Consider the following 17822-nt stretch of genomic DNA (forward strand, 5'->3'; position numbering starts at 1 on the left):
TTTTGATGCCGTTTTTTCGTAAAAAAAGATTATTTTTAATATTAATCGGATTTATTATTATTGTAGCATTGATTGGATTTTCTCTAAGAGACAGGGCAAATCTGACAACTGCTGAACAATTCGTAAATGATACAGTTGGCTGGGTGCAGGGTGTTATCCACGCACCTGTGAATTTTGTAACAGGTATATTTACAAATATTGATGATTTTAAAGATACGTATAATGAGAATCGAATTCTGAAAGAAAAATTATCACAATACAAAGGTCTGATCTATGAAGTACAGGAATTAAGAGAAGAAAATGAAGAATTAAGAAACACAATGGATGCAGAGGATTCCATTAGGGACTTTGATCCGATTCATGCTACGGTAATGTCACGTTCTCCGGAAAGCTGGGTTGAGCAGGTTACAATAAATAAAGGTGAACAAGATGGGGTAAGATCTAATATGGCTGTTATTACGGCTGAAGGAATGGTTGGCAAGATTCAGAATACCTCACAGTTCACTTCAACCGTACAATTAATAACCGGTTTTGATCAGTTTAATCGTATTTCAGCAACTATTTCCCGTGAAGACGGAAAAGATATTTTCGGGATGATTGAGGGATTTGATAAAGAGAGCGATTCATTGCTTTTTCGGATTATTGAAGAGTCTGAAAAGGATCTGGAAAAGGGAGAATTGGTTGTTTCATCCGGTATGGGTGGTGTATTTCCAGCTGGGTTGATGATCGGGACAGTTAAAGAAGTTATTCCAGATCAATATGGTTTAACGCGTACAGCTCTTGTTGAGCCGGCTGCAAATATGTATCAGATAAATAATGTTATTGTAGTTGACCGTAAATTAACGGAAGAGAAAGAGGCAGAAACAGAAAACGAAGAGGAGGATGAGTAATGAAACGATTGTACTTGCCCCTCATTCTTTTTCTCTTCCTGGTATTAGAAGGTGTAGCACTGGAACTGCTTCCAGATAATCTGATAAAAAGCGATTGGTTCTTCGTTCCACACTGGGTATTTGTATTTTTAGTATACCTTGCTATCTTTTATGAAAGAGAGAATACATATCATTCTGTTATATATGCACTTGTTTTCGGGTTGCTGATCGATATTGTATATACAGGGATTCTGGGTATTTATATGTTCTCATACGGGATAGCAATCTATATAATCCATGGGCTGCGGAAGATACTTCATGGAAATATATATGTAACAATACTATTAGGGCTTATAGGAATTGCCCTATCAGATATTTCGATTAATATAATATTTTCATTGGTAGGTATGTCAGAGATATTGTGGGAGGATTATTTCTCGAACCGACTGCTTCCAACAGTTATCTCAAATCTCGTATTTCTTCTGATATTATACCCTATCTTTGCAAAACGAATTTCCCGCTGGGGAAGAGAACAATTGGCTGGGAGAAATACGATTTAATTTTCCTTGACAATAGTAATGGGGTGAACGATCCGTGCATGATAAGAAGCAATTAATTACGATTAAAGGTACCAGAGAAGGGCTGACACTATTTATAGATGATTCCTGTTCATTTGATGAGGCTATTGAAGAGCTGCAGGATAAATTATTCACGAATCCGCCAAAAGATGATGAACCTGTCGTATCTGTAAGAGTCAAGTTAAATAATCGTTATTTAAACGATGAACAAAAAGAAAAATTAAAATCAATCATCAGTTATGAAAGCCGTTTTACTATTCATTCATTTGAATCCGATGTTCTTCTCAGGAAAGATGCTCTTTCCTGGAAGGAAGAAAGTGAAATTAAAGCTGTAAATCGGATTGTCCGTTCCGGTCAGGTACTGGAAGTAAAAGGTGATCTCCTATTGATTGGCGATGTAAACCCTGGAGGAAAAGTTGTTTCCACCGGCAATATATACATCATGGGAAGCTTATATGGCATTGCACATGCAGGTTTTGAAGGGGACAGAAATGCTTTTATCGCAGCATCCTTCATGAAACCAAGTCAGCTTCGAATAGCAAATTATATTAGCCGGGCTCCGGATTACGAATCGGATGGTGTATATATGGAATGCGGTCTTATCGATGAAGAGTTTGACAAAATAATCATTGATCGACTACAAGTTCTTTCAAGTAAGAGAAAGGAACTAAGCGGGTTCGAAAGGAGAATGCAAAATGGGTGAAGCAATTGTCATTACTTCCGGTAAAGGCGGAGTTGGGAAAACTACTACTTCAGCAAATATAGGTACTGCCTTGGCACTAATGGGTAAAAAGGTTTGTTTAATCGATACGGACATCGGTTTGCGAAATCTGGATGTGATTATGGGGCTGGAAAACAGAATTATTTACGACATTGTGGATGTCATTCAGGAACGCTGTAAATTAAATCAGGCATTGATAAAAGATAAGCGTTTTGATTTTCTGGCCTTATTGCCCGCTGCCCAAACCAGTGATAAATCTGCTGTCACAATTGAAGGCATGAAAAAAATTGTGACAGAACTGAAGCAGGAATATGATTATATCATTATTGACTGTCCTGCAGGCATTGAACAAGGTTTTCAAAATGCAATTGCCGGGGCTGACAAAGCAATTGTTGTTACTACTCCAGAAAAATCAAGTGTTCGCGATGCAGACAGGATAGTGGGCTTGCTTGAAAAGCAGGATATGGAATCTCCTAAACTGGTAATCAATCGAATTCGGAACCATATGATGAAAAATGGGGATATGATTGAAATAGATGACATTGTGCAGATACTTTCCATCGATCTGATTGGAATTGTTATCGATGATGATGAAGTTATTAAGGCATCAAATAGCGGAAATCCAGTTGCGCTACAGCCAAACTCCAAAGCCTCCATCGCATACCGGAATATTGCCAGACGAATATTGGGAGAAACAGTACCGTTGCAATCTCTTGAATCTGAAAAAGGCATGTTTAAAAAAATGAAAAAGTTTTTTGGCATGCGTGTTTGATAAAAAGTAAAAAATGCAATGAAAACTGCTAGTTTTCATTGCATTTTTATTTTGATTCATATCATCAAATGTTCTTTCATACACTTGTACAAAAGTATGTGAAGGAATGTGAGGATAATGAATAAAGGTGTTAAAAAAGTTCGTCAATCAATCGTACAACGCAAAAAAGCACGCAGACTGTCTCCAAAAGAAGGAAAAAAAAGACAGGTGTTTCCTGCATTTCCTCAAGAAGAAGAAAAGCATGGCTATTTTCCTTCTTTTTCAGACGATCCAATTCCGGGCAATGGAAAAAGTATGGCAGTATCCGGATTCATGCTTAAAGCCTTTTTATCGGTTATTCTCTTTTTTGGTGCCGCTATATTGGTTGAGGCTGAAGCAGAGTTTCTGGAAAAACCAAAAGCATGGACAAGCAGCGCATTGACAGAGGAATTTCCATTTGCAAAAGTTAACCTATGGTATCAGGAAACATTTGGCAGTCCCTTAGCTTTTTCTCCGCAGCAGAACCCTAATGCAAGTGAAGAACAGCTCGCTTTGCCGGTTAATGGGAATGTTACAGAGACCTTCCAGACGAATGGAAAAGGAATCATGATTGCACCTGAAGAGACGGCGGATGTATCGGCATTACGTGATGGTGTTGTGATATTTGCTGGCAATGACCGGGATACAAACAAGACAGTTATAATGCAGCATGCAGATGGAAGCACATCTACGTATGGATTCCTTGGAGATGTCGATGTCCATTTGTACCAGTTTGTTTCAATGAATGAAAGTATTGGCCAGTTTACACCAGGCGCTGACAGTGAAACTGTTTATTTCTCCATTGAAAAGGATAATGATTTTATCAATCCGGTTCAGGTGATAGAAGTCGATGACCTTCCGTAGTTATATACCCAAAATTCATATACATCCGATACTGTTGATCTTTATTGGAATTTCCTTTTTGACTGGTACATTTATGGAACTTTCCATTATCTTAAGCATTATATTGATTCATGAAACTGGTCATTTTTTAATGGCGAAACTGTTTAATTGGCGAGTTGAAAGCATTATGCTTTGGGTGTTTGGAGGGGTTATGGATACAGATGAACATGGGAACCGTCCAATTCGGGAAGAGGCACTGGTAACGATTGCTGGTCCAGTTCAGCATATTTTCATATACGTTTTTGTGTATATTTTTTTAAATACAGAATTACTTTCATCCTCTGTCCTGGAATTAATCCTTTTTTACAACACCGTTATCCTTCTTTTTAATTTGCTGCCTGTTTGGCCTTTAGATGGAGGCAAGCTGCTGTTTTTAGGTTTGTCTGCAATTTTTCCGTATAAAAGGGCATACCAGTATATCATTATATTCTCAATGATTCTAAGTCTGTTTCTCTTATTATTACAGCTTTTTCTCTATCCCTTTACACTTAGTGCGTTTTTTATTATGATATTTATCCTGATGGAAAATAGGTCAGAGTGGAAAAAGCGATATTATGTTTTTATACGTTTTTTACTCAAACGCTATGAAGGCAATTCATCCATGAAAAAGATTCATCCGGTTAATGTACTCTCGGAAAATACGCTTATGGAAGTATTTTCTGCTTTTATGCGGGATAAAAAACATTCGATTTATATTAATTACGCTGACAATAAACGAATTTCCATAGACGAAGCAGATTGTCTCAGAAGTTATTTTCATGATAAGCATTATAATAAATCATTGGGTGAAATTTATGATTATCTTAGCTAGAAAAAATATATTTACTTGCTTGACAAATGCTTGCAGAACATGGTAACATCAATACGTTATTCATCGTAGCACCAGTGCTACAACCGCACAGATCAGGTTATTAAACTTTCAGGAGTACCTGTATGGCGAGTCTGAGTTAATTAAGGAGGTGCAAGATATGTACGCAATTATAGAAACTGGCGGAAAACAAGTTAAAGTTGTTGAAGGTCAGGAAATCTACGTAGAAAAAGTTTCAGCAGATACGAATGATTCTGTTACATTTGACAAGGTTCTTTTCGTAGGCGGGGATGATGTTAAAGTAGGAGCGCCATTTGTTGATGGTGCAACTGTAACTGCTAAAGTTGAAAAACAAGGACGTCAGAAAAAAGTTGTTGTTTATAAATACAAACGCAGAAAAAACTATCATCGTACACAAGGCCATCGTCAGCCTTATACAAAATTAGTAATTGATAAAATTAATCTGTAAGGATTTAATGATATGATTCGAGTAACTGTATTTAAAGAAAACAATAAAATCACAGCATTTGAAATATCTGGACATGCAGAGAGCGGCCCTTATGGCTATGACTTGGTATGTGCAGGTGCATCTGCTGTTTCCATTGGTTCAATTAATGCAGTTATGGAATTATGTAAAGCAGAACTGGAAATTAAGCAGAGAGATGATGGCGGATATCTTCATGTCACCATACCAGACTCGATAAATAGCGAAGTCATGGGAAAAATCCAGCTCCTTTTTGAAGGTATGCTTATTTCATTAAAATCGATTGAAAAAGAATATAGTCAGTTTATCAAGATTAAAAGTAAATAAGGAGGTGCAGCAAAATGCTACGTCTAGATTTACAATATTTCGCACAGAAAAAAGGTGCTGGTAGCACTAAGAACGGCCGTGATTCAGAATCTAAACGTCTTGGCGCAAAACGTGCAGACGGACAGTTCGTTACTGGCGGGTCTATTCTATATCGTCAACGTGGAACAAAGATTTATCCAGGTGAAAATGTGGGCCGTGGTGGAGATGACACACTTTTCGCGAAAACTGATGGTGTTGTTAAGTTTGAACGCTATGGTCGCGACCGCAAAAAAGTTAGTGTTTATCCTGTTGCTCAAGAAGCATAAATTTAAACATATCAAACTCCAGTCAAATTATTTGGCTGGAGTTTTTTAAATGCGTTCATAAAAGTAAATGAGTTTCTGTTTTTTTTATGCTATACTTTCATATTAACGGGGTGAAAATATGGAGGAAAAGGAAGTTGTTCAAGTCCTGCAGAATTATCGTCATGATCTGATGAATGATCTGCAGTTAGTTCATGGATATATTAGTATGAAAAAAATGGATAAAGCAGAAATGAAAATAAAAGACTGCATGGAGCATTTTCACCAGGAACGAAAATTAATGAGTCTGCAAGCCCCATTATTTGCATTATGGATTATACAGTTTAACCACAGGTATAGTAATTTTCGAATAAACTTTCAAATACATACTGAAAATGTAAAATTATTATCTATTGACCGCGAATTAACAGACCGCTGCAATAAATTAATGGATTATTTTTTGGGAAACAGTGATAGAGAAATACTATATGACTTAAATTTGCAATTAAGCTTGACAAAAGAATCCCAGAGGATAGAACTGAGAATCTTTATTGAGGCTGACGGCATTAAAATAAATTTGGGGAACATGGATCAGAATAAAAGCGTAAGTGAAAGTCAAACTGCTAACGGATTTATTTATAAATTTTCTATGTCCTATTAAGAGGTGAGAAAAATATGTTTGTGGATCAGGTCAATGTTTATGTTAAAGCTGGGGATGGTGGAAATGGTCTTGTAGCATACCGCCGTGAAAAATATGTACCCAAAGGCGGTCCTGCCGGAGGAGACGGTGGAGACGGCGGAGATATTATTTTTAAGGTAGATGAAGGTCTTAATACATTAATGGATTTTCGATATAATCGCCACTTTAAAGGGAAGCGCGGAGAAAATGGGATGAGTAAAACCCAGCATGGTAAAAATGCTGCGCCATTAATTGTTCCGGTCCCCCCGGGTACTACTGTTTTTGATGAGGAGACTGATGAAGTTATAGCAGATTTAATCACTCATGAGCAACAAGCAGTCATTGTCAAAGGAGGAAGAGGCGGCCGTGGAAACACACGATTTGCCACACCGCGAAATCCTGCACCAGATATGGCAGAAAACGGTGAGCCAGGGCAGGAACGCAACATAAAAGTTGAATTGAAATTAATTGCAGATGTAGGACTGGTAGGTTTTCCTAGTGTGGGAAAATCAACATTTCTATCAGTAGTAAGTGCCGCAAAACCCAAAATTGCCGACTATCATTTTACCACACTGGCACCTAATCTTGGCGTTGTAGATACAAGTGATCAACGCAGTTTCGTAATGGCTGATTTACCTGGTTTAATTGAAGGAGCTCATGAAGGTATAGGATTGGGTCATCAATTCCTGCGCCATGTGGAGCGCACGAGGGTAATTGTCCATGTTATTGATATGGCGGGTACGGAAGGCAGAGATCCATTTGATGATTTCTTGAAAATTAACCAGGAATTAAAAGAATATGACAATAAACTTATGGAGAGGCCGCAAATAATAGCAGCTAATAAAATGGACATGCCTGGTGCAGAAGAAAATCTGCAGAAATTCAAGGAACAGCTGGAAGATGATTTACCTGTTTATAAAATATCTGCACTAACCAAAGAAGGCTTAAGAGACATCCTGTTTGCTATTGCAGACGCACTTGACGCTATTCCAAAAGCAAAACCGAAGCTTGAGGATGTGGAAGAAAAAGTTGTTTATCGTTATCAGAAGGAAGAAGATCCATTTGAAATTTCCCGTGATTCGGATGGAGCATACGTTTTATCAGGGATTAAAATTGAAAAACTATTCAAAATGACTGATTTCAACAGAGATGAAGCTGTACAGCGCTTTTCACGGCAGCTCCGGGGAATGGGCGTAGATGAGGCTTTGAGAAAACGTGGTGCAAAAGACGGAGATACAATTCGGTTAATGGATTTTGAATTTGAATTTATAGAATAATGATGAGCTTTTTTCAATAGGCAAGGGGGAGTTTTTTTGACAGTTTCAATTGGCTATCTTGGTCCTAAGGGGACATTTACTAAGCTGGCAGTAGATACAGCATTTAACGGAGAAAATAAACAATCATTTGATACAATTCCTGAATGTATTGATGCTGTAGAGGAGGAAAAAATTGATATCGGGGTAGTACCACTGGAAAATGCAATTGAAGGGACAGTACAATTAACGGTTGATTACCTTATTCACCAGGTAAGGCTTCCGGTTGCTGCGGAAATAGTTGTTCCAATACAGCAGCATCTTCTTGTACATCCTGAGTTCACAGGTGGCTTAATTGATATAAGGGAAGTGCATTCTCATAGCCATGCTATTGCGCAATGCCATCAATACATTCATCAACATTTGCCTGATGCAAGCATTCGGTATACAACTTCAACAGGTAAAGCAGCTGAAATAGCAGGTGAGAAGAACACACCGATAGCAGCCATTGGAAACAGACTTGCTGCTAGTGAATATGGACTCCGCATTATGAAGGAGAATATTCATGATTATCCCAATAATCATACAAGATTTTTGGTTCTTACAAAAAATAAGGACATCGTTAAGATAAAGCATACCAGTATATTGGATAAAACAACGGTTTTGATTACTTTGCCCAGTGATAAGGCAGGGGCCCTTCACCAGGTGCTCTCGGCCTTTGCATGGCGTAAAATGAATCTTTCAAAAATTGAATCAAGACCAATGAAGACAGGGCTGGGACATTATTTTTTCATCATTGATGTCAATCAGCCGTATGATGATGTACTGTTCCCGGGAGTGAAGGGAGAATTGGAAGCACTTGGATGTAATGTAACAATCTTAGGTACATATCCTGTTTATCAAATGAATATTTAACTATTTTTACAGGTATTTCAAAAATAAGTTAATTGCCGTCATTCTCCTATATACGGAGTATGACGGTTTTTTTATTTCTCCGGTCAACTTTTACCTATATCATGCATATGTTGATAGAGAGTAAATAGCCCAGTTTTTACGAATTGAAAGGAGTTTGGTTTGTTTTGAAAATACACATCGTCCAAAAAGGGGATACGCTGTGGGAGATATCAAAAAAATATGGAGTGGATTTTGAACAGGTTAAACAGCTTAACTCTCACCTAGCAAGTCCTGATATGATTATGCCAGGCATGAAAATAAAAATACCCAGCTCATCCAAAGCAGTTAAAAAAGAAAGTGTGGCTGGTAAGGAAATGAAGAAGGAAGCAGTAAAACATCCTTATAAAGACATGTCACCAAAAGCGAAACCAGTTATCAAAGAGGATGACAAAGAAAAGCAAATGCCGGTAAAGCCTGAAATGCCCATGCAGCAATTACCACAAATGCCAACCCAGCCAATAATGCAAATGCCAATTATGGATCAAGATTTCGATTTTCATAACTATACCACTATTAATTTTCCAGAGATGCCACAGTATAAGCCTGAAGCAAAAAAAGAGAAGCCCGAAAAAGAAATGGAAAAGATAAAACCGATGCCACTTCCAGAACCTCAGCCAATGCCAATGCCTGAAATGCCGCATCATCCACAGCAGATGCCGATGCAAATGATGGTACCAATGTGCTGCCATATTGTACATCCCTGTTTTCCGCCTGTAGAATTCCCGGTGATGGGTCACATGACGGGAGGGTTTCACCCACATATGCCGCCATCCCACGCTGTAAATCCAATGGAATATCATGGATCATCTCCAAATATGGAGTACCCAGTAAAACCTGGTTTCAATGAAAGTAAGGATTGTGGCTGTGGCGGGCAGGCAGCCAGCCAAGGATATCCTATGCCACCATACGCATTTGGACCTGAACAGTCAAATCCTGCCTTCAATCAGCAGCAAATGCCGGGAAATAATCTGTACCCCCCACAATTCGGGCAGGCACCTATGAGTAATTATCCTTTCCCTTCTCCTCCCGAATACCCGAATTTTTCCCAACGCGAGGAAAAGGATGATTCAAAAAATGAATGAAAATAAACGAAGAGACGAATTATATCGTCTCTCTTCTTTTTTATATCAGGAGGGCAAACTGGAAGTTGATAAGATATCTTTTATCAAGCCAAATGTATTTCGTGTTGCGACAATAAAGGGTGAAAATTTAGTTTTAAAAAGCCATCGAAGAAAAGATGTGATGGAACAGCAATGGGCTTTTTTTGAAAGGATGAATTACTCAAATGCTGTTTCTTTTAAATATTTTCCAAATGAAAAAATGTTTATAGCCGATAAGAATAATTATTGGACGATTGCTCCATATATAAGAGGAGAGAAGCTGAACTACAACAGAAAGACTGACAGACAAAAAGCTGTTGAAGCATTAAAGAATTTCCATAGTAAAGCAACAGGGATTTACATTCAGCAGCCCGTATACAGGGAATTGTTTATCATAAGATGGATTCAGCGGCTTAGTTTATTTAAAAAAACAGAGCATTTATTTGCTGAAAATGGTTTTAAATCTTTATATAAGGATATTGTACAAACAATGGAGACTCAATTGCGTTATCTGGAACAATTTCCCTGGCACTTTTTTGAAAAAGAAGCTTTGCAAAAAGGCAGCTGGATCCATGGAGATTCAGCATCTCATAATTTCATTAAAAATAGCCAGGTATATATGATTGATTTTGATCTATTGCATTGTACAAATCAGCTATATGATTATATCCAACTGGGTCAGCGTTTTCTTTCTTATTTAAATTGGGATCTCGATGAGCTTCTTTCCTATAGGATGGCAGAAGAAATGGAATTAAAGCCTTGGTTATATGCAATACTTATTCCAAGTGATCTACTGCGCGAATGGTTATATTTTTTAAAAAGTGATTCTTCAACTCCAATCGAAGAGTACTTGAGCCAAATGGAACAATCGTTGAGTAATAGAGCTTCCTTTTTGAAAAAGGCCAAATTAGTGCTAAAATCAATATATTAAATTATACGTTCTTGCAGGAGGAGATACTATCATGGAAAAACAAGTTGAGAAAATAGTACAATGGCTGATCGAACAGGTTGAAAAAGCAGGAGTTAATGGATTGATTGTTGGTGTAAGCGGCGGGCTTGATTCTGCAGTAGTCGCACATTTAATCAAACGTGCTTTTCCGGATGATTCCCTTGGAGTTTTGATGCCGATTCATACAAGCCCTGCTAATATGACCCATGCAAATAATGTTATTGAAAGCTGTGGAATAAATGGCATGACAGTAGATTTGTCCGAGACACATGAAATCCTGTACTCGCAGATAAAAACAAAATTGAATGATAAAAACGAATTCAGGGAGAAAAATGATCAGCTGGCTGGAGCCAATCTGCGAGCAAGATTACGTATGAGTACGTTATATACGCTCGCAACAAATTATAACTATTTAGTAGTTGGAACAGATAATGCCTCCGAATTTTACACAGGCTATTTCACCAAATATGGTGATGGCGGTGTGGATATTTTGCCAATTGTTGATTTTACGAAACAGGAAGTGCGTGAAATGGCTGCATATCTTGGAGTCCCAGCCGAAATAGTCAGTAAAAAACCGAGTGCTGATTTATGGGAAGACCAGACAGATGAAGATGAAATGGGAACAACCTACGATAAAATTGATGCATATATCACGGGTGAAGAAATTCCTGAAAAAGATAAAGAAATTATAGAAAAAATGCATAGACGTACCGCGCACAAACGAGATCCATTGCCACAGTTTAAAAAAAAGAAATAATTACCTGAAATTGACTGTGTAAAATAATCTCTCTTATACAAACTACATGTAAGGGAGGTTATTTTATGTATAAAATTATTCCAATTACAGTTATCCTTTTACTTACGGCAGCCTGCAGTGATGTCAATGAGGAGGCACAAAATACCAGGGAGCAGCACAATACACAGCCAATTAATTATGAAACGGATCGAGAGCAAAAAGATAGACTGAATATTCGTGATAAGACAATAGGTGAAAAGGGAGGCTATCCGCAAAGTGAGCAGGATGGAGTGAATGCTTCTGATTCACACAGAGGGTTTTCTGATCCTTTTACAAATGAGGAATCTGAATTGATCTCCAAACAATTAAAAGAGAAAAAGGAAATAGTTCAGGCACAGGTTGCTTCAACAGATGAACGAATCATTGTAGGTGTAATCTTAAGTGAGAAATCAGATCCGGAAATTAAGAAAATAATACAGGAAGAAGTTGAGCGTATTGTACCAGATAAACAGGTTACAATCTATACTGATGAAGTACACTGGGACCATATGAAAGATTTAGATGCCAGAATGGGCTCTGAAAAAAGAGAATATGACATTGAAGAGTACATCGACGATTTCTTCCGAACTGAAGACTAAACCTTTGCTTTGCACAAAGGTTTTTCTTTTTGGCTTTAAATTATTCATATGATTTTAAAATAGACTTAACAGTAGATGGAAAATGCATACTAAAATTAGTTTGATTTCCTAAAAATGTGCTGATGCTACCGTTCGGGATCGCTCCGGGCGGATGCGCATCCTTAGGGCACGGCCTCAGCCTCCTCGAGAAAACCACTCTGCGGGGTCTTCGGACTCGTGCTATTCCCGAAGGAGTCACCACCCTGCGCTCACCCGAACTGGTGAGGTGGTTCTATGTTTTGTATATAGCTCACTAGTTCACTTCATCGGCAGTAATCAGGATATCAGCGTAGGAAATACACTGAGACTCCTGCGGGAAAGCGAAGACGATGAGACCCCACAGGGAGCGTTCTTTGCGACCGAGGAGGCTCATCGCGAGCCCGCGGAAAGCGAAGTGTATTTCCGGAGCGAGTTTTAGCATTCAACAAGCTTTTGCACGACGCAAGTGAACTTTCACTACGTCGCATTCTATAGAAACTGTGGATTTATGCACTTTTACTTTAGGCTGAAGTTTGATATAGTAAAAAAGGAAATTTCTAGAGAGGAGAATGTCCGATGGCGGGTCATTCTAAGTGGAAGAATATACAGAGAAGAAAAAATGCACAGGATGCAAAAAAAGGTAAAATCTTTATGCGGCATGCAAAAGATATATATATTGCAGCTAAAGACGGAGGCGGAGATCTTACAACAAATGCTTCTTTACGATTAGCAGTAGATAAAGCAAAAGCAGATAATATGCCAAATGATAATATTGACAGAGCAATTAAGAAAGCAACAGGTACCCTCGATGGGGCTAGTTTCGAAGAGCTCACCTATGAAGGCTATGGTCCTGGAGGAGTTGCTGTAATCGTAAATGTATTAACCGATAATAAAAACCGTACAGCTGCAGAAGTCAGACATGCATTTAAAAAGAATGACGGCAACTTAGGGGAAAATGGAAGTGTGTCCTTTATGTTTGATCGTAAAGGTTATATTGTGATTTCAGACGAAGATGGTTCGATTGACGAGGATGAAATCACACTGGAAGCACTTGAAGCCGGAGCGGATGATATTGTTACACAAGAGGGTGCTTATGAAATATTTACAGCACCTGAAAACTTCAAATCTGTTTCCGAGCATTTAACAGAAAGCAGTTATAGCATTGCCGATGGAGAAATAACATTAATACCGCAAAATTACAGTAAATTGTCCGAAGAAGACGAGAATAAGATGTTGAATCTGATCGAAATGCTTGAAAACGAAGAAGATGTACAAGACATCCATCACAATTTAGAAGTAACAGACTGACCTAAATAAACTTCTATTTCTGAGACCAGGAATGGAAGTTTATTAATTACCCGGCAGATATGTTAAAATAGTTACAGGAATATTAGAGGAGAAGAGTGAATGATTGCTTATATAAAAGGTATTCTTACATATATTCAAGATGATTCAGTTATCGTTGATGTACAGGGTGTTGGATATGAACTTAAATGTGCTAGTCCTTTTGTGTTTCAGGATGCATTAAATAAAGAAATTAAAATTAATACATATCATCATGTTCGGGAGGATGCACAAATACTGTATGGTTTTAAAAACGAAGATGAAAAATATCTGTTTACCAAACTCATCTCCGTGTCAGGTATTGGGCCAAAAGGGGCATTAGGCATTCTCGGCGGGGTTGATATTTCCGGTTTTGTCGCAGCGGTAGAACGAGAGGATGATAAGTTTTTAACAAGCTTTCCTGGTGTTGGTAAAAAAACAGCAAGACAAATAATCCTCGATTTGAAAGGCAAGCTGAATACTATGGTGTCAATAGGCAACAGTGATCATGGCACTGGAGAAACTAAACAGGATACCAATGATGAACTGCAGGAGGCACAAGAGGCATTAATGTCCTTAGGATATACCGACAGGGAAATTAAACGAATTATTCCTGAGCTGCAAAAAGAAAACAGCAAAGGTACGGATGAAATTATTCGAAAAGCATTAGCTCTATTAATGAAATAACCTGTAAAGGGGGGATAATAATGGAGGAACGTATGGTTACTGGAGAGCTGCAGAATGAAGATTCCACTGTTGAACTTAGTTTGCGTCCAAGCATATTAAATCAATATATAGGGCAGCAAAAAGTAAAAGAAAACCTGAAAATATTTATACAAGCAGCAAAGATGCGTGAAGAACCGCTTGATCACGTATTATTATACGGACCTCCAGGACTTGGAAAAACAACGTTAGCTGCAATTATTGCTAATGAAATGGGCGTGCAATTTCGTTCTACATCCGGTCCTGCAATTGAGCGTGCTGGAGATTTAGCTGCAATCCTGTCTTCGCTAGAGCCTGGCGATGTTCTCTTTATTGACGAGGTGCACAGACTTCCGCGCTCTGTAGAAGAAGTCCTTTACTCTGCAATGGAGGATTTCTTTCTTGATATTGTTATTGGCACAGGACCAAGTGCGAGATCCGTAAGAATTGATCTGCCGCCGTTTACATTGATTGGGGCTACGACAAGAGCTGGCCTTTTATCTGCCCCATTGAGAGACAGATTCGGCGTGTTAAGCAGACTTGAATTTTATGAAACAAAGGATTTATGTTCCATTGTTGAACGGACAGCAGATATTTTCCAGACTTCAATTACGAGAGAAGCCTCCGTTGAAGTTGCCCGCAGATCCAGAGGGACACCGAGGATTGCTAATAGGCTCTTAAAACGAATTCGTGATATCTCTCAGGTAAAAGGTGAGGAAGAAATCAGCTTGGAGACAACAGATGTAGCGTTAAAGATGCTTCAGGTAGATGAAGCAGGTTTGGATCATATAGACCATAAGCTTTTAAAAGGTATAATTGAAGGCTTTCGTGGCGGCCCTGTTGGCCTGGATACAATAGCAGCAACGATTGGGGAAGAATCCCAAACCATTGAAGATGTATATGAACCATATTTACTGCAAATTGGATTTATTCAACGAACCCCAAGGGGAAGAATTGTCACGCCAAAAGCATATGAGCATTTTGGCTTGAAAGTGAATGATAATGAATGAGTATCGGAAAGATGTTTATAATACTTGGCATTGTATTTTTAATCATTGGCCTGCTATGGACATTTATCGGAAAATTGCCTGGAGATATCAGTTTTAAAAAAGGAAATGTTTCCTTCCATTTTCCTATTGTGACATCCATTGTTGTAAGTATTATTTTAACACTAATCTTTTTCATTATTGGAAGATTTCGCTAGTTAGGAGATTCAGCATGAACATAGAAGATTTTGATTTTGAATTACCAGAGGAATTAATTGCACAAACTCCGCTTAAGGAACGAACCTCCTCCCGTCTCCTAGTATTGGATCAGGAAACAAAGGAAGTCGAGCATAAGCATTTTAGAGATATTAAACAGTATTTTAAAAAAGGTGATTGTCTGGTTTTAAATGATACCCGTGTTCTTCCGGCAAGACTTTATGGGGTTAAAAAAGATACAGGTGCAAAGATAGAGGTTTTATTGCTGACCCAAGAGGAAAAAGATACTTGGGAAGTACTGACGAAGCCTGCGAAGAAAGTAAAGGTAGGTACGGAGCTTGTTTTTGGAGATGGCAAGCTTCGGGCAACCTGTACAGGTTATAAGGAGCATGGTGGCAGAATATTGGAATTCTCTTACTCAGGGATTTTTTATGAAGTTTTGGATGAGCTCGGAGAAATGCCATTGCCGCCTTATATAAAAGAACAATTGCCTGAGAAAGAACGGTATCAAACAGTTTTTGCGAGAGAAGAAGGTTCTGCAGCCGCTCCTACAGCAGGTCTGCATTTTACAAATGAACTCCTCGAGGAAATTAAATCCATGGGTGTGACAATTGCATTTATTACACTCCATGTAGGGCTTGGTACATTTCGCCCCGTAAGTGCGGATACCATTGATAACCACAAAATGCATGCTGAATTTTATCAGATGACGAAGGATACTGCCGATACCCTTACAAAGATAAAAGAAGCAGGCGGAAGAATAATATCAGTTGGAACAACATCAACAAGAACACTTGAGACCATTGCAAGAGATAATAATGGGGCTTTTGCAGAATCAAGCGGCTGGACAGATATATTTATTTATCCTCCGTATCAATTTAGAGCTGTTGATGGATTAATAACAAATTTTCATCTGCCGAAATCAACATTAATCATGCTCGTCAGTGCACTTGCTGACAGGAAAACGATACTGAGAGCCTATAATGAAGCAGTAAATGAGCGATACCGCTTCTTCAGTTTTGGGGATGCAATGCTAATACTTTAAAAAGGAACGAATCAAATATGACAGCGATAACCTATGAATTATTTAAAACCTGTAAACAAACAGGTGCAAGACTTGGGCGAGTTCATACTCCGCATGGGTCGTTTGATACACCGACATTTATGCCTGTTGGGACATTGGCAACTGTAAAGACAATGAGTCCGGAAGATTTAAAGGAAATGAATGCTAACATTATACTTTCCAATACGTATCATTTATGGCTGAGACCTGGTGAGGATATCATCAAAGAAGCAGGCGGACTCCATAAATTTATGAATTGGGATGGAGCAATTTTAACCGATTCCGGAGGGTTTCAAGTCTTCAGTTTAAGTGATATGCGTAAAATTAAAGAAGAAGGCGTTCATTTTCGTAATCACTTAAGCGGGGAGAAATTATTTTTATCTCCAGAAAAGGCAATGCAAATACAAAATGCACTTGGCTCCGATATTATGATGGCTTTTGATGAATGCCCGCCATATCCTGCCACTCATGAGTATATGAAAGCTTCTGTTGAAAGAACCTCACGCTGGGCTGAAAGATGTCTGAATGCTCATGAACGTAAAGATGTTCAAGGTTTATTTGGAATCATCCAGGGCGGGGAATTTGAAGACTTGAGAAAACAGAGTGCCGAAGATTTAGTTTCTCTTGATTTTCCTGGCTATGCTGTTGGAGGCCTATCCGTTGGTGAGCCGAAGGACGTGATGAATCATGTACTTGAATTTACGACACCTCTCATGCCTCCAAATAAACCGCGCTATCTAATGGGAGTAGGGTCGCCAGATTCGTTAATTGATGGGGCAATCAGAGGAATTGATATGTTTGATTGTGTCTTGCCGACAAGGATAGCAAGAAACGGGACATGCATGACATCAAATGGGCGCTTAGTTGTCAGAAATGCAAAATATGCCCGGGATTTTGGGCCAATCGATGAGAATTGTGATTGTCATGTATGTAAAAATTACTCAAGGGCATACATCCGTCATTTAATAAAATGTAATGAAACATTCGGATTCAGACTTACTACTTATCATAACCTGCATTTTCTGTTAAAATTAATGGAGCAAGTACGAACTGCGATTAGCGAGGATCGTCTTGGCGACTTTAAAGACGCATTCTTTGAACAATATGGCTTAAATCAACCGAATGCGAAAAACTTTTAAAGAGAAAATTATTTTTATGAAGAGAGGGGGGAATTATAATGGAAATGTTAATTTCATTATCACCGATTATTTTAATGTTTGTGATTTTCTATTTTCTGCTGATCAGACCACAGCAAAAGCGTCAAAAGAAAGTGAAAGAGATGCAAGCAGATCTTCAAAAAGGTGACTCAGTAGTAACAATTGGCGGATTTCATGGAGTAGTGCATGCAATTGATGAAAATACAGTTATTATTCAAGCAGGTGACGGGAGTAAGCTTACATATGACCGTTCAGCAATCCGCGAAGTAGTCCAAAATTAAGTTTCC

The 17822-nt window shown here is 38.4% G+C and carries 23 protein-coding genes and 1 other annotated feature; all 23 genes read left to right on the top strand.

Features of this window, described 5'->3' with window-relative positions; translation table 11 throughout:
• The first annotated feature begins 5 nt into the window (after positions 1 to 5).
• The 23 genes from mreC to yajC all read left to right on the top strand — a co-directional run bounded on the left by mreC (position 6) and on the right by yajC (position 17816).
• On the top strand, positions 6 to 890 hold the full coding sequence (gene mreC / locus CIL03_RS01415) for a rod shape-determining protein MreC (RefSeq protein WP_094883425.1): 885 nt from the start codon (positions 6 to 8) through the stop codon (positions 888 to 890).
• The gene (gene mreD / locus CIL03_RS01420) at positions 890 to 1429 is read left to right on the top strand and encodes a rod shape-determining protein MreD (RefSeq protein ID WP_094883426.1); all 540 of its coding nucleotides are present in this window, start codon (positions 890 to 892) and stop codon (positions 1427 to 1429) included. The genes mreC and mreD overlap by 1 nt, the downstream gene beginning before the upstream one ends.
• A 34-nt stretch (positions 1430 to 1463) precedes the next feature.
• Complete coding sequence (minC, locus tag CIL03_RS01425) at positions 1464 to 2150, top strand: septum site-determining protein MinC (protein ID WP_094883427.1); 687 nt, start codon at positions 1464 to 1466, stop codon at positions 2148 to 2150.
• Positions 2143 to 2940 carry a septum site-determining protein MinD gene (gene minD / locus CIL03_RS01430; protein ID WP_094883428.1) on the top strand — a complete coding sequence of 266 codons (798 nt, stop codon included), beginning with the start codon at positions 2143 to 2145 and terminating at the stop codon, positions 2938 to 2940. Before minC ends, minD begins: the two co-directional genes overlap by 8 nt.
• Positions 2941 to 3057: 117 nt before the next feature.
• Positions 3058 to 3822 (top strand): peptidoglycan DD-metalloendopeptidase family protein, encoded by a 765-nt coding sequence (locus tag CIL03_RS01435; RefSeq protein ID WP_094883429.1) that lies wholly within the window; start codon positions 3058 to 3060, stop codon positions 3820 to 3822.
• Entirely contained in the window at positions 3809 to 4672 is an 864-nt protein-coding gene (locus CIL03_RS01440) for a site-2 protease family protein (protein ID WP_094883430.1), read from the top strand. The genes CIL03_RS01435 and CIL03_RS01440 overlap by 14 nt, the downstream gene beginning before the upstream one ends.
• Before the next feature lie 71 nt (positions 4673 to 4743).
• Positions 4744 to 4815 (top strand) — a sequence feature (ribosomal protein L21 leader region).
• 14 nt (positions 4816 to 4829) lie between these two features.
• Complete coding sequence (gene rplU, locus CIL03_RS01445) at positions 4830 to 5138, top strand: 50S ribosomal protein L21 (protein ID WP_094883431.1); 309 nt, start codon at positions 4830 to 4832, stop codon at positions 5136 to 5138.
• A gap of 12 nt (positions 5139 to 5150) precedes the next feature.
• Positions 5151 to 5480, top strand: coding sequence for a ribosomal-processing cysteine protease Prp (locus CIL03_RS01450; protein ID WP_094883432.1), 330 nt, complete (start codon positions 5151 to 5153; stop codon positions 5478 to 5480).
• A 14-nt stretch (positions 5481 to 5494) separates the two neighbouring features.
• Positions 5495 to 5785: a 50S ribosomal protein L27 gene (gene rpmA / locus CIL03_RS01455; protein WP_094883433.1), complete on the top strand. Its 291-nt coding sequence runs from the start codon at positions 5495 to 5497 to the stop codon at positions 5783 to 5785.
• Between the two features lie 118 nt (positions 5786 to 5903).
• Positions 5904 to 6422, top strand: a complete 519-nt coding sequence (locus CIL03_RS01460) for a Spo0B domain-containing protein (RefSeq protein WP_094883434.1) — start codon at positions 5904 to 5906, stop codon at positions 6420 to 6422.
• 14 nt (positions 6423 to 6436) lie between these two features.
• Positions 6437 to 7717 (top strand): GTPase ObgE, encoded by a 1281-nt coding sequence (gene obgE / locus CIL03_RS01465; protein ID WP_094883435.1) that lies wholly within the window; start codon positions 6437 to 6439, stop codon positions 7715 to 7717.
• Between the two features lie 36 nt (positions 7718 to 7753).
• Entirely contained in the window at positions 7754 to 8608 is an 855-nt protein-coding gene (gene pheA / locus CIL03_RS01470) for a prephenate dehydratase (RefSeq protein ID WP_094883436.1), read from the top strand.
• Between the two features lie 164 nt (positions 8609 to 8772).
• On the top strand, positions 8773 to 9729 hold the full coding sequence (safA, locus tag CIL03_RS01475; RefSeq protein WP_133087804.1) for a SafA/ExsA family spore coat assembly protein: 957 nt from the start codon (positions 8773 to 8775) through the stop codon (positions 9727 to 9729).
• The gene (locus CIL03_RS01480; RefSeq protein ID WP_094883438.1) at positions 9722 to 10678 is read left to right on the top strand and encodes a hypothetical protein; all 957 of its coding nucleotides are present in this window, start codon (positions 9722 to 9724) and stop codon (positions 10676 to 10678) included. The genes safA and CIL03_RS01480 overlap by 8 nt, the downstream gene beginning before the upstream one ends.
• Before the next feature lie 31 nt (positions 10679 to 10709).
• Positions 10710 to 11453, top strand: coding sequence for an NAD(+) synthase (gene nadE, locus CIL03_RS01485; RefSeq protein WP_094883439.1), 744 nt, complete (start codon positions 10710 to 10712; stop codon positions 11451 to 11453).
• Positions 11454 to 11518: 65 nt separating this feature from the next.
• On the top strand, positions 11519 to 12070 hold the full coding sequence (locus CIL03_RS01490; RefSeq protein ID WP_094883440.1) for a YhcN/YlaJ family sporulation lipoprotein: 552 nt from the start codon (positions 11519 to 11521) through the stop codon (positions 12068 to 12070).
• Positions 12071 to 12664: 594 nt separating this feature from the next.
• Positions 12665 to 13396 (top strand): YebC/PmpR family DNA-binding transcriptional regulator, encoded by a 732-nt coding sequence (locus tag CIL03_RS01495; protein WP_094883441.1) that lies wholly within the window; start codon positions 12665 to 12667, stop codon positions 13394 to 13396.
• 99 nt (positions 13397 to 13495) lie between these two features.
• On the top strand, positions 13496 to 14098 hold the full coding sequence (ruvA, locus tag CIL03_RS01500; RefSeq protein ID WP_094883442.1) for a Holliday junction branch migration protein RuvA: 603 nt from the start codon (positions 13496 to 13498) through the stop codon (positions 14096 to 14098).
• A gap of 20 nt (positions 14099 to 14118) precedes the next feature.
• Positions 14119 to 15123, top strand: coding sequence for a Holliday junction branch migration DNA helicase RuvB (gene ruvB / locus CIL03_RS01505; RefSeq protein ID WP_094883443.1), 1005 nt, complete (start codon positions 14119 to 14121; stop codon positions 15121 to 15123).
• A complete protein-coding gene (locus CIL03_RS01510; protein ID WP_094883444.1) occupies positions 15120 to 15317 on the top strand; it encodes a DUF2905 domain-containing protein in 198 nt (65 codons plus the stop codon). The genes ruvB and CIL03_RS01510 overlap by 4 nt, the downstream gene beginning before the upstream one ends.
• 14 nt (positions 15318 to 15331) lie before the next feature.
• Complete coding sequence (gene queA / locus CIL03_RS01515; protein WP_094883445.1) at positions 15332 to 16360, top strand: tRNA preQ1(34) S-adenosylmethionine ribosyltransferase-isomerase QueA; 1029 nt, start codon at positions 15332 to 15334, stop codon at positions 16358 to 16360.
• Positions 16361 to 16377: 17 nt separating this feature from the next.
• The gene (gene tgt, locus CIL03_RS01520) at positions 16378 to 17517 is read left to right on the top strand and encodes a tRNA guanosine(34) transglycosylase Tgt (protein WP_094883446.1); all 1140 of its coding nucleotides are present in this window, start codon (positions 16378 to 16380) and stop codon (positions 17515 to 17517) included.
• 38 nt (positions 17518 to 17555) lie between these two features.
• Positions 17556 to 17816: a preprotein translocase subunit YajC gene (yajC, locus tag CIL03_RS01525; RefSeq protein WP_094883447.1), complete on the top strand. Its 261-nt coding sequence runs from the start codon at positions 17556 to 17558 to the stop codon at positions 17814 to 17816.
• Positions 17817 to 17822 lie beyond the last annotated feature (6 nt).

The sequence above is a fragment of the Virgibacillus indicus genome (assembly GCF_002266285.1).
Taxonomy (GTDB): Bacteria; Bacillota; Bacilli; order Bacillales; family Amphibacillaceae; genus Virgibacillus_K; species Virgibacillus_K indicus.

Bases quoted from the DNA above. Each gene is read 5' to 3' on its own strand.
- queA (WP_094883445.1), top strand. From the start codon at position 15,332: ATGAACATAGAAGATTTTGATTTTGAATTACCAGAGGAATTAATTGCA.
- rplU (WP_094883431.1), top strand. From the start codon at position 4,830: ATGTACGCAATTATAGAAACTGGCGGAAAACAAGTTAAAGTTGTTGAA.
- rpmA (WP_094883433.1), top strand. From the start codon at position 5,495: ATGCTACGTCTAGATTTACAATATTTCGCACAGAAAAAAGGTGCTGGT.
- CIL03_RS01490 (WP_094883440.1), top strand. From the start codon at position 11,519: ATGTATAAAATTATTCCAATTACAGTTATCCTTTTACTTACGGCAGCC.
- tgt (WP_094883446.1), top strand. From the start codon at position 16,378: ATGACAGCGATAACCTATGAATTATTTAAAACCTGTAAACAAACAGGT.
- CIL03_RS01460 (WP_094883434.1), top strand. From the start codon at position 5,904: ATGGAGGAAAAGGAAGTTGTTCAAGTCCTGCAGAATTATCGTCATGAT.
- minD (WP_094883428.1), top strand. From the start codon at position 2,143: ATGGGTGAAGCAATTGTCATTACTTCCGGTAAAGGCGGAGTTGGGAAA.
- CIL03_RS01480 (WP_094883438.1), top strand. From the start codon at position 9,722: ATGAATGAAAATAAACGAAGAGACGAATTATATCGTCTCTCTTCTTTT.
- obgE (WP_094883435.1), top strand. From the start codon at position 6,437: ATGTTTGTGGATCAGGTCAATGTTTATGTTAAAGCTGGGGATGGTGGA.
- CIL03_RS01450 (WP_094883432.1), top strand. From the start codon at position 5,151: ATGATTCGAGTAACTGTATTTAAAGAAAACAATAAAATCACAGCATTT.
- nadE (WP_094883439.1), top strand. From the start codon at position 10,710: ATGGAAAAACAAGTTGAGAAAATAGTACAATGGCTGATCGAACAGGTT.
- CIL03_RS01510 (WP_094883444.1), top strand. From the start codon at position 15,120: ATGAGTATCGGAAAGATGTTTATAATACTTGGCATTGTATTTTTAATC.
- CIL03_RS01440 (WP_094883430.1), top strand. From the start codon at position 3,809: ATGACCTTCCGTAGTTATATACCCAAAATTCATATACATCCGATACTG.
- mreC (WP_094883425.1), top strand. From the start codon at position 6: ATGCCGTTTTTTCGTAAAAAAAGATTATTTTTAATATTAATCGGATTT.
- CIL03_RS01495 (WP_094883441.1), top strand. From the start codon at position 12,665: ATGGCGGGTCATTCTAAGTGGAAGAATATACAGAGAAGAAAAAATGCA.
- mreD (WP_094883426.1), top strand. From the start codon at position 890: ATGAAACGATTGTACTTGCCCCTCATTCTTTTTCTCTTCCTGGTATTA.
- yajC (WP_094883447.1), top strand. From the start codon at position 17,556: ATGGAAATGTTAATTTCATTATCACCGATTATTTTAATGTTTGTGATT.
- ruvA (WP_094883442.1), top strand. From the start codon at position 13,496: ATGATTGCTTATATAAAAGGTATTCTTACATATATTCAAGATGATTCA.
- ruvB (WP_094883443.1), top strand. From the start codon at position 14,119: ATGGAGGAACGTATGGTTACTGGAGAGCTGCAGAATGAAGATTCCACT.
- CIL03_RS01435 (WP_094883429.1), top strand. From the start codon at position 3,058: ATGAATAAAGGTGTTAAAAAAGTTCGTCAATCAATCGTACAACGCAAA.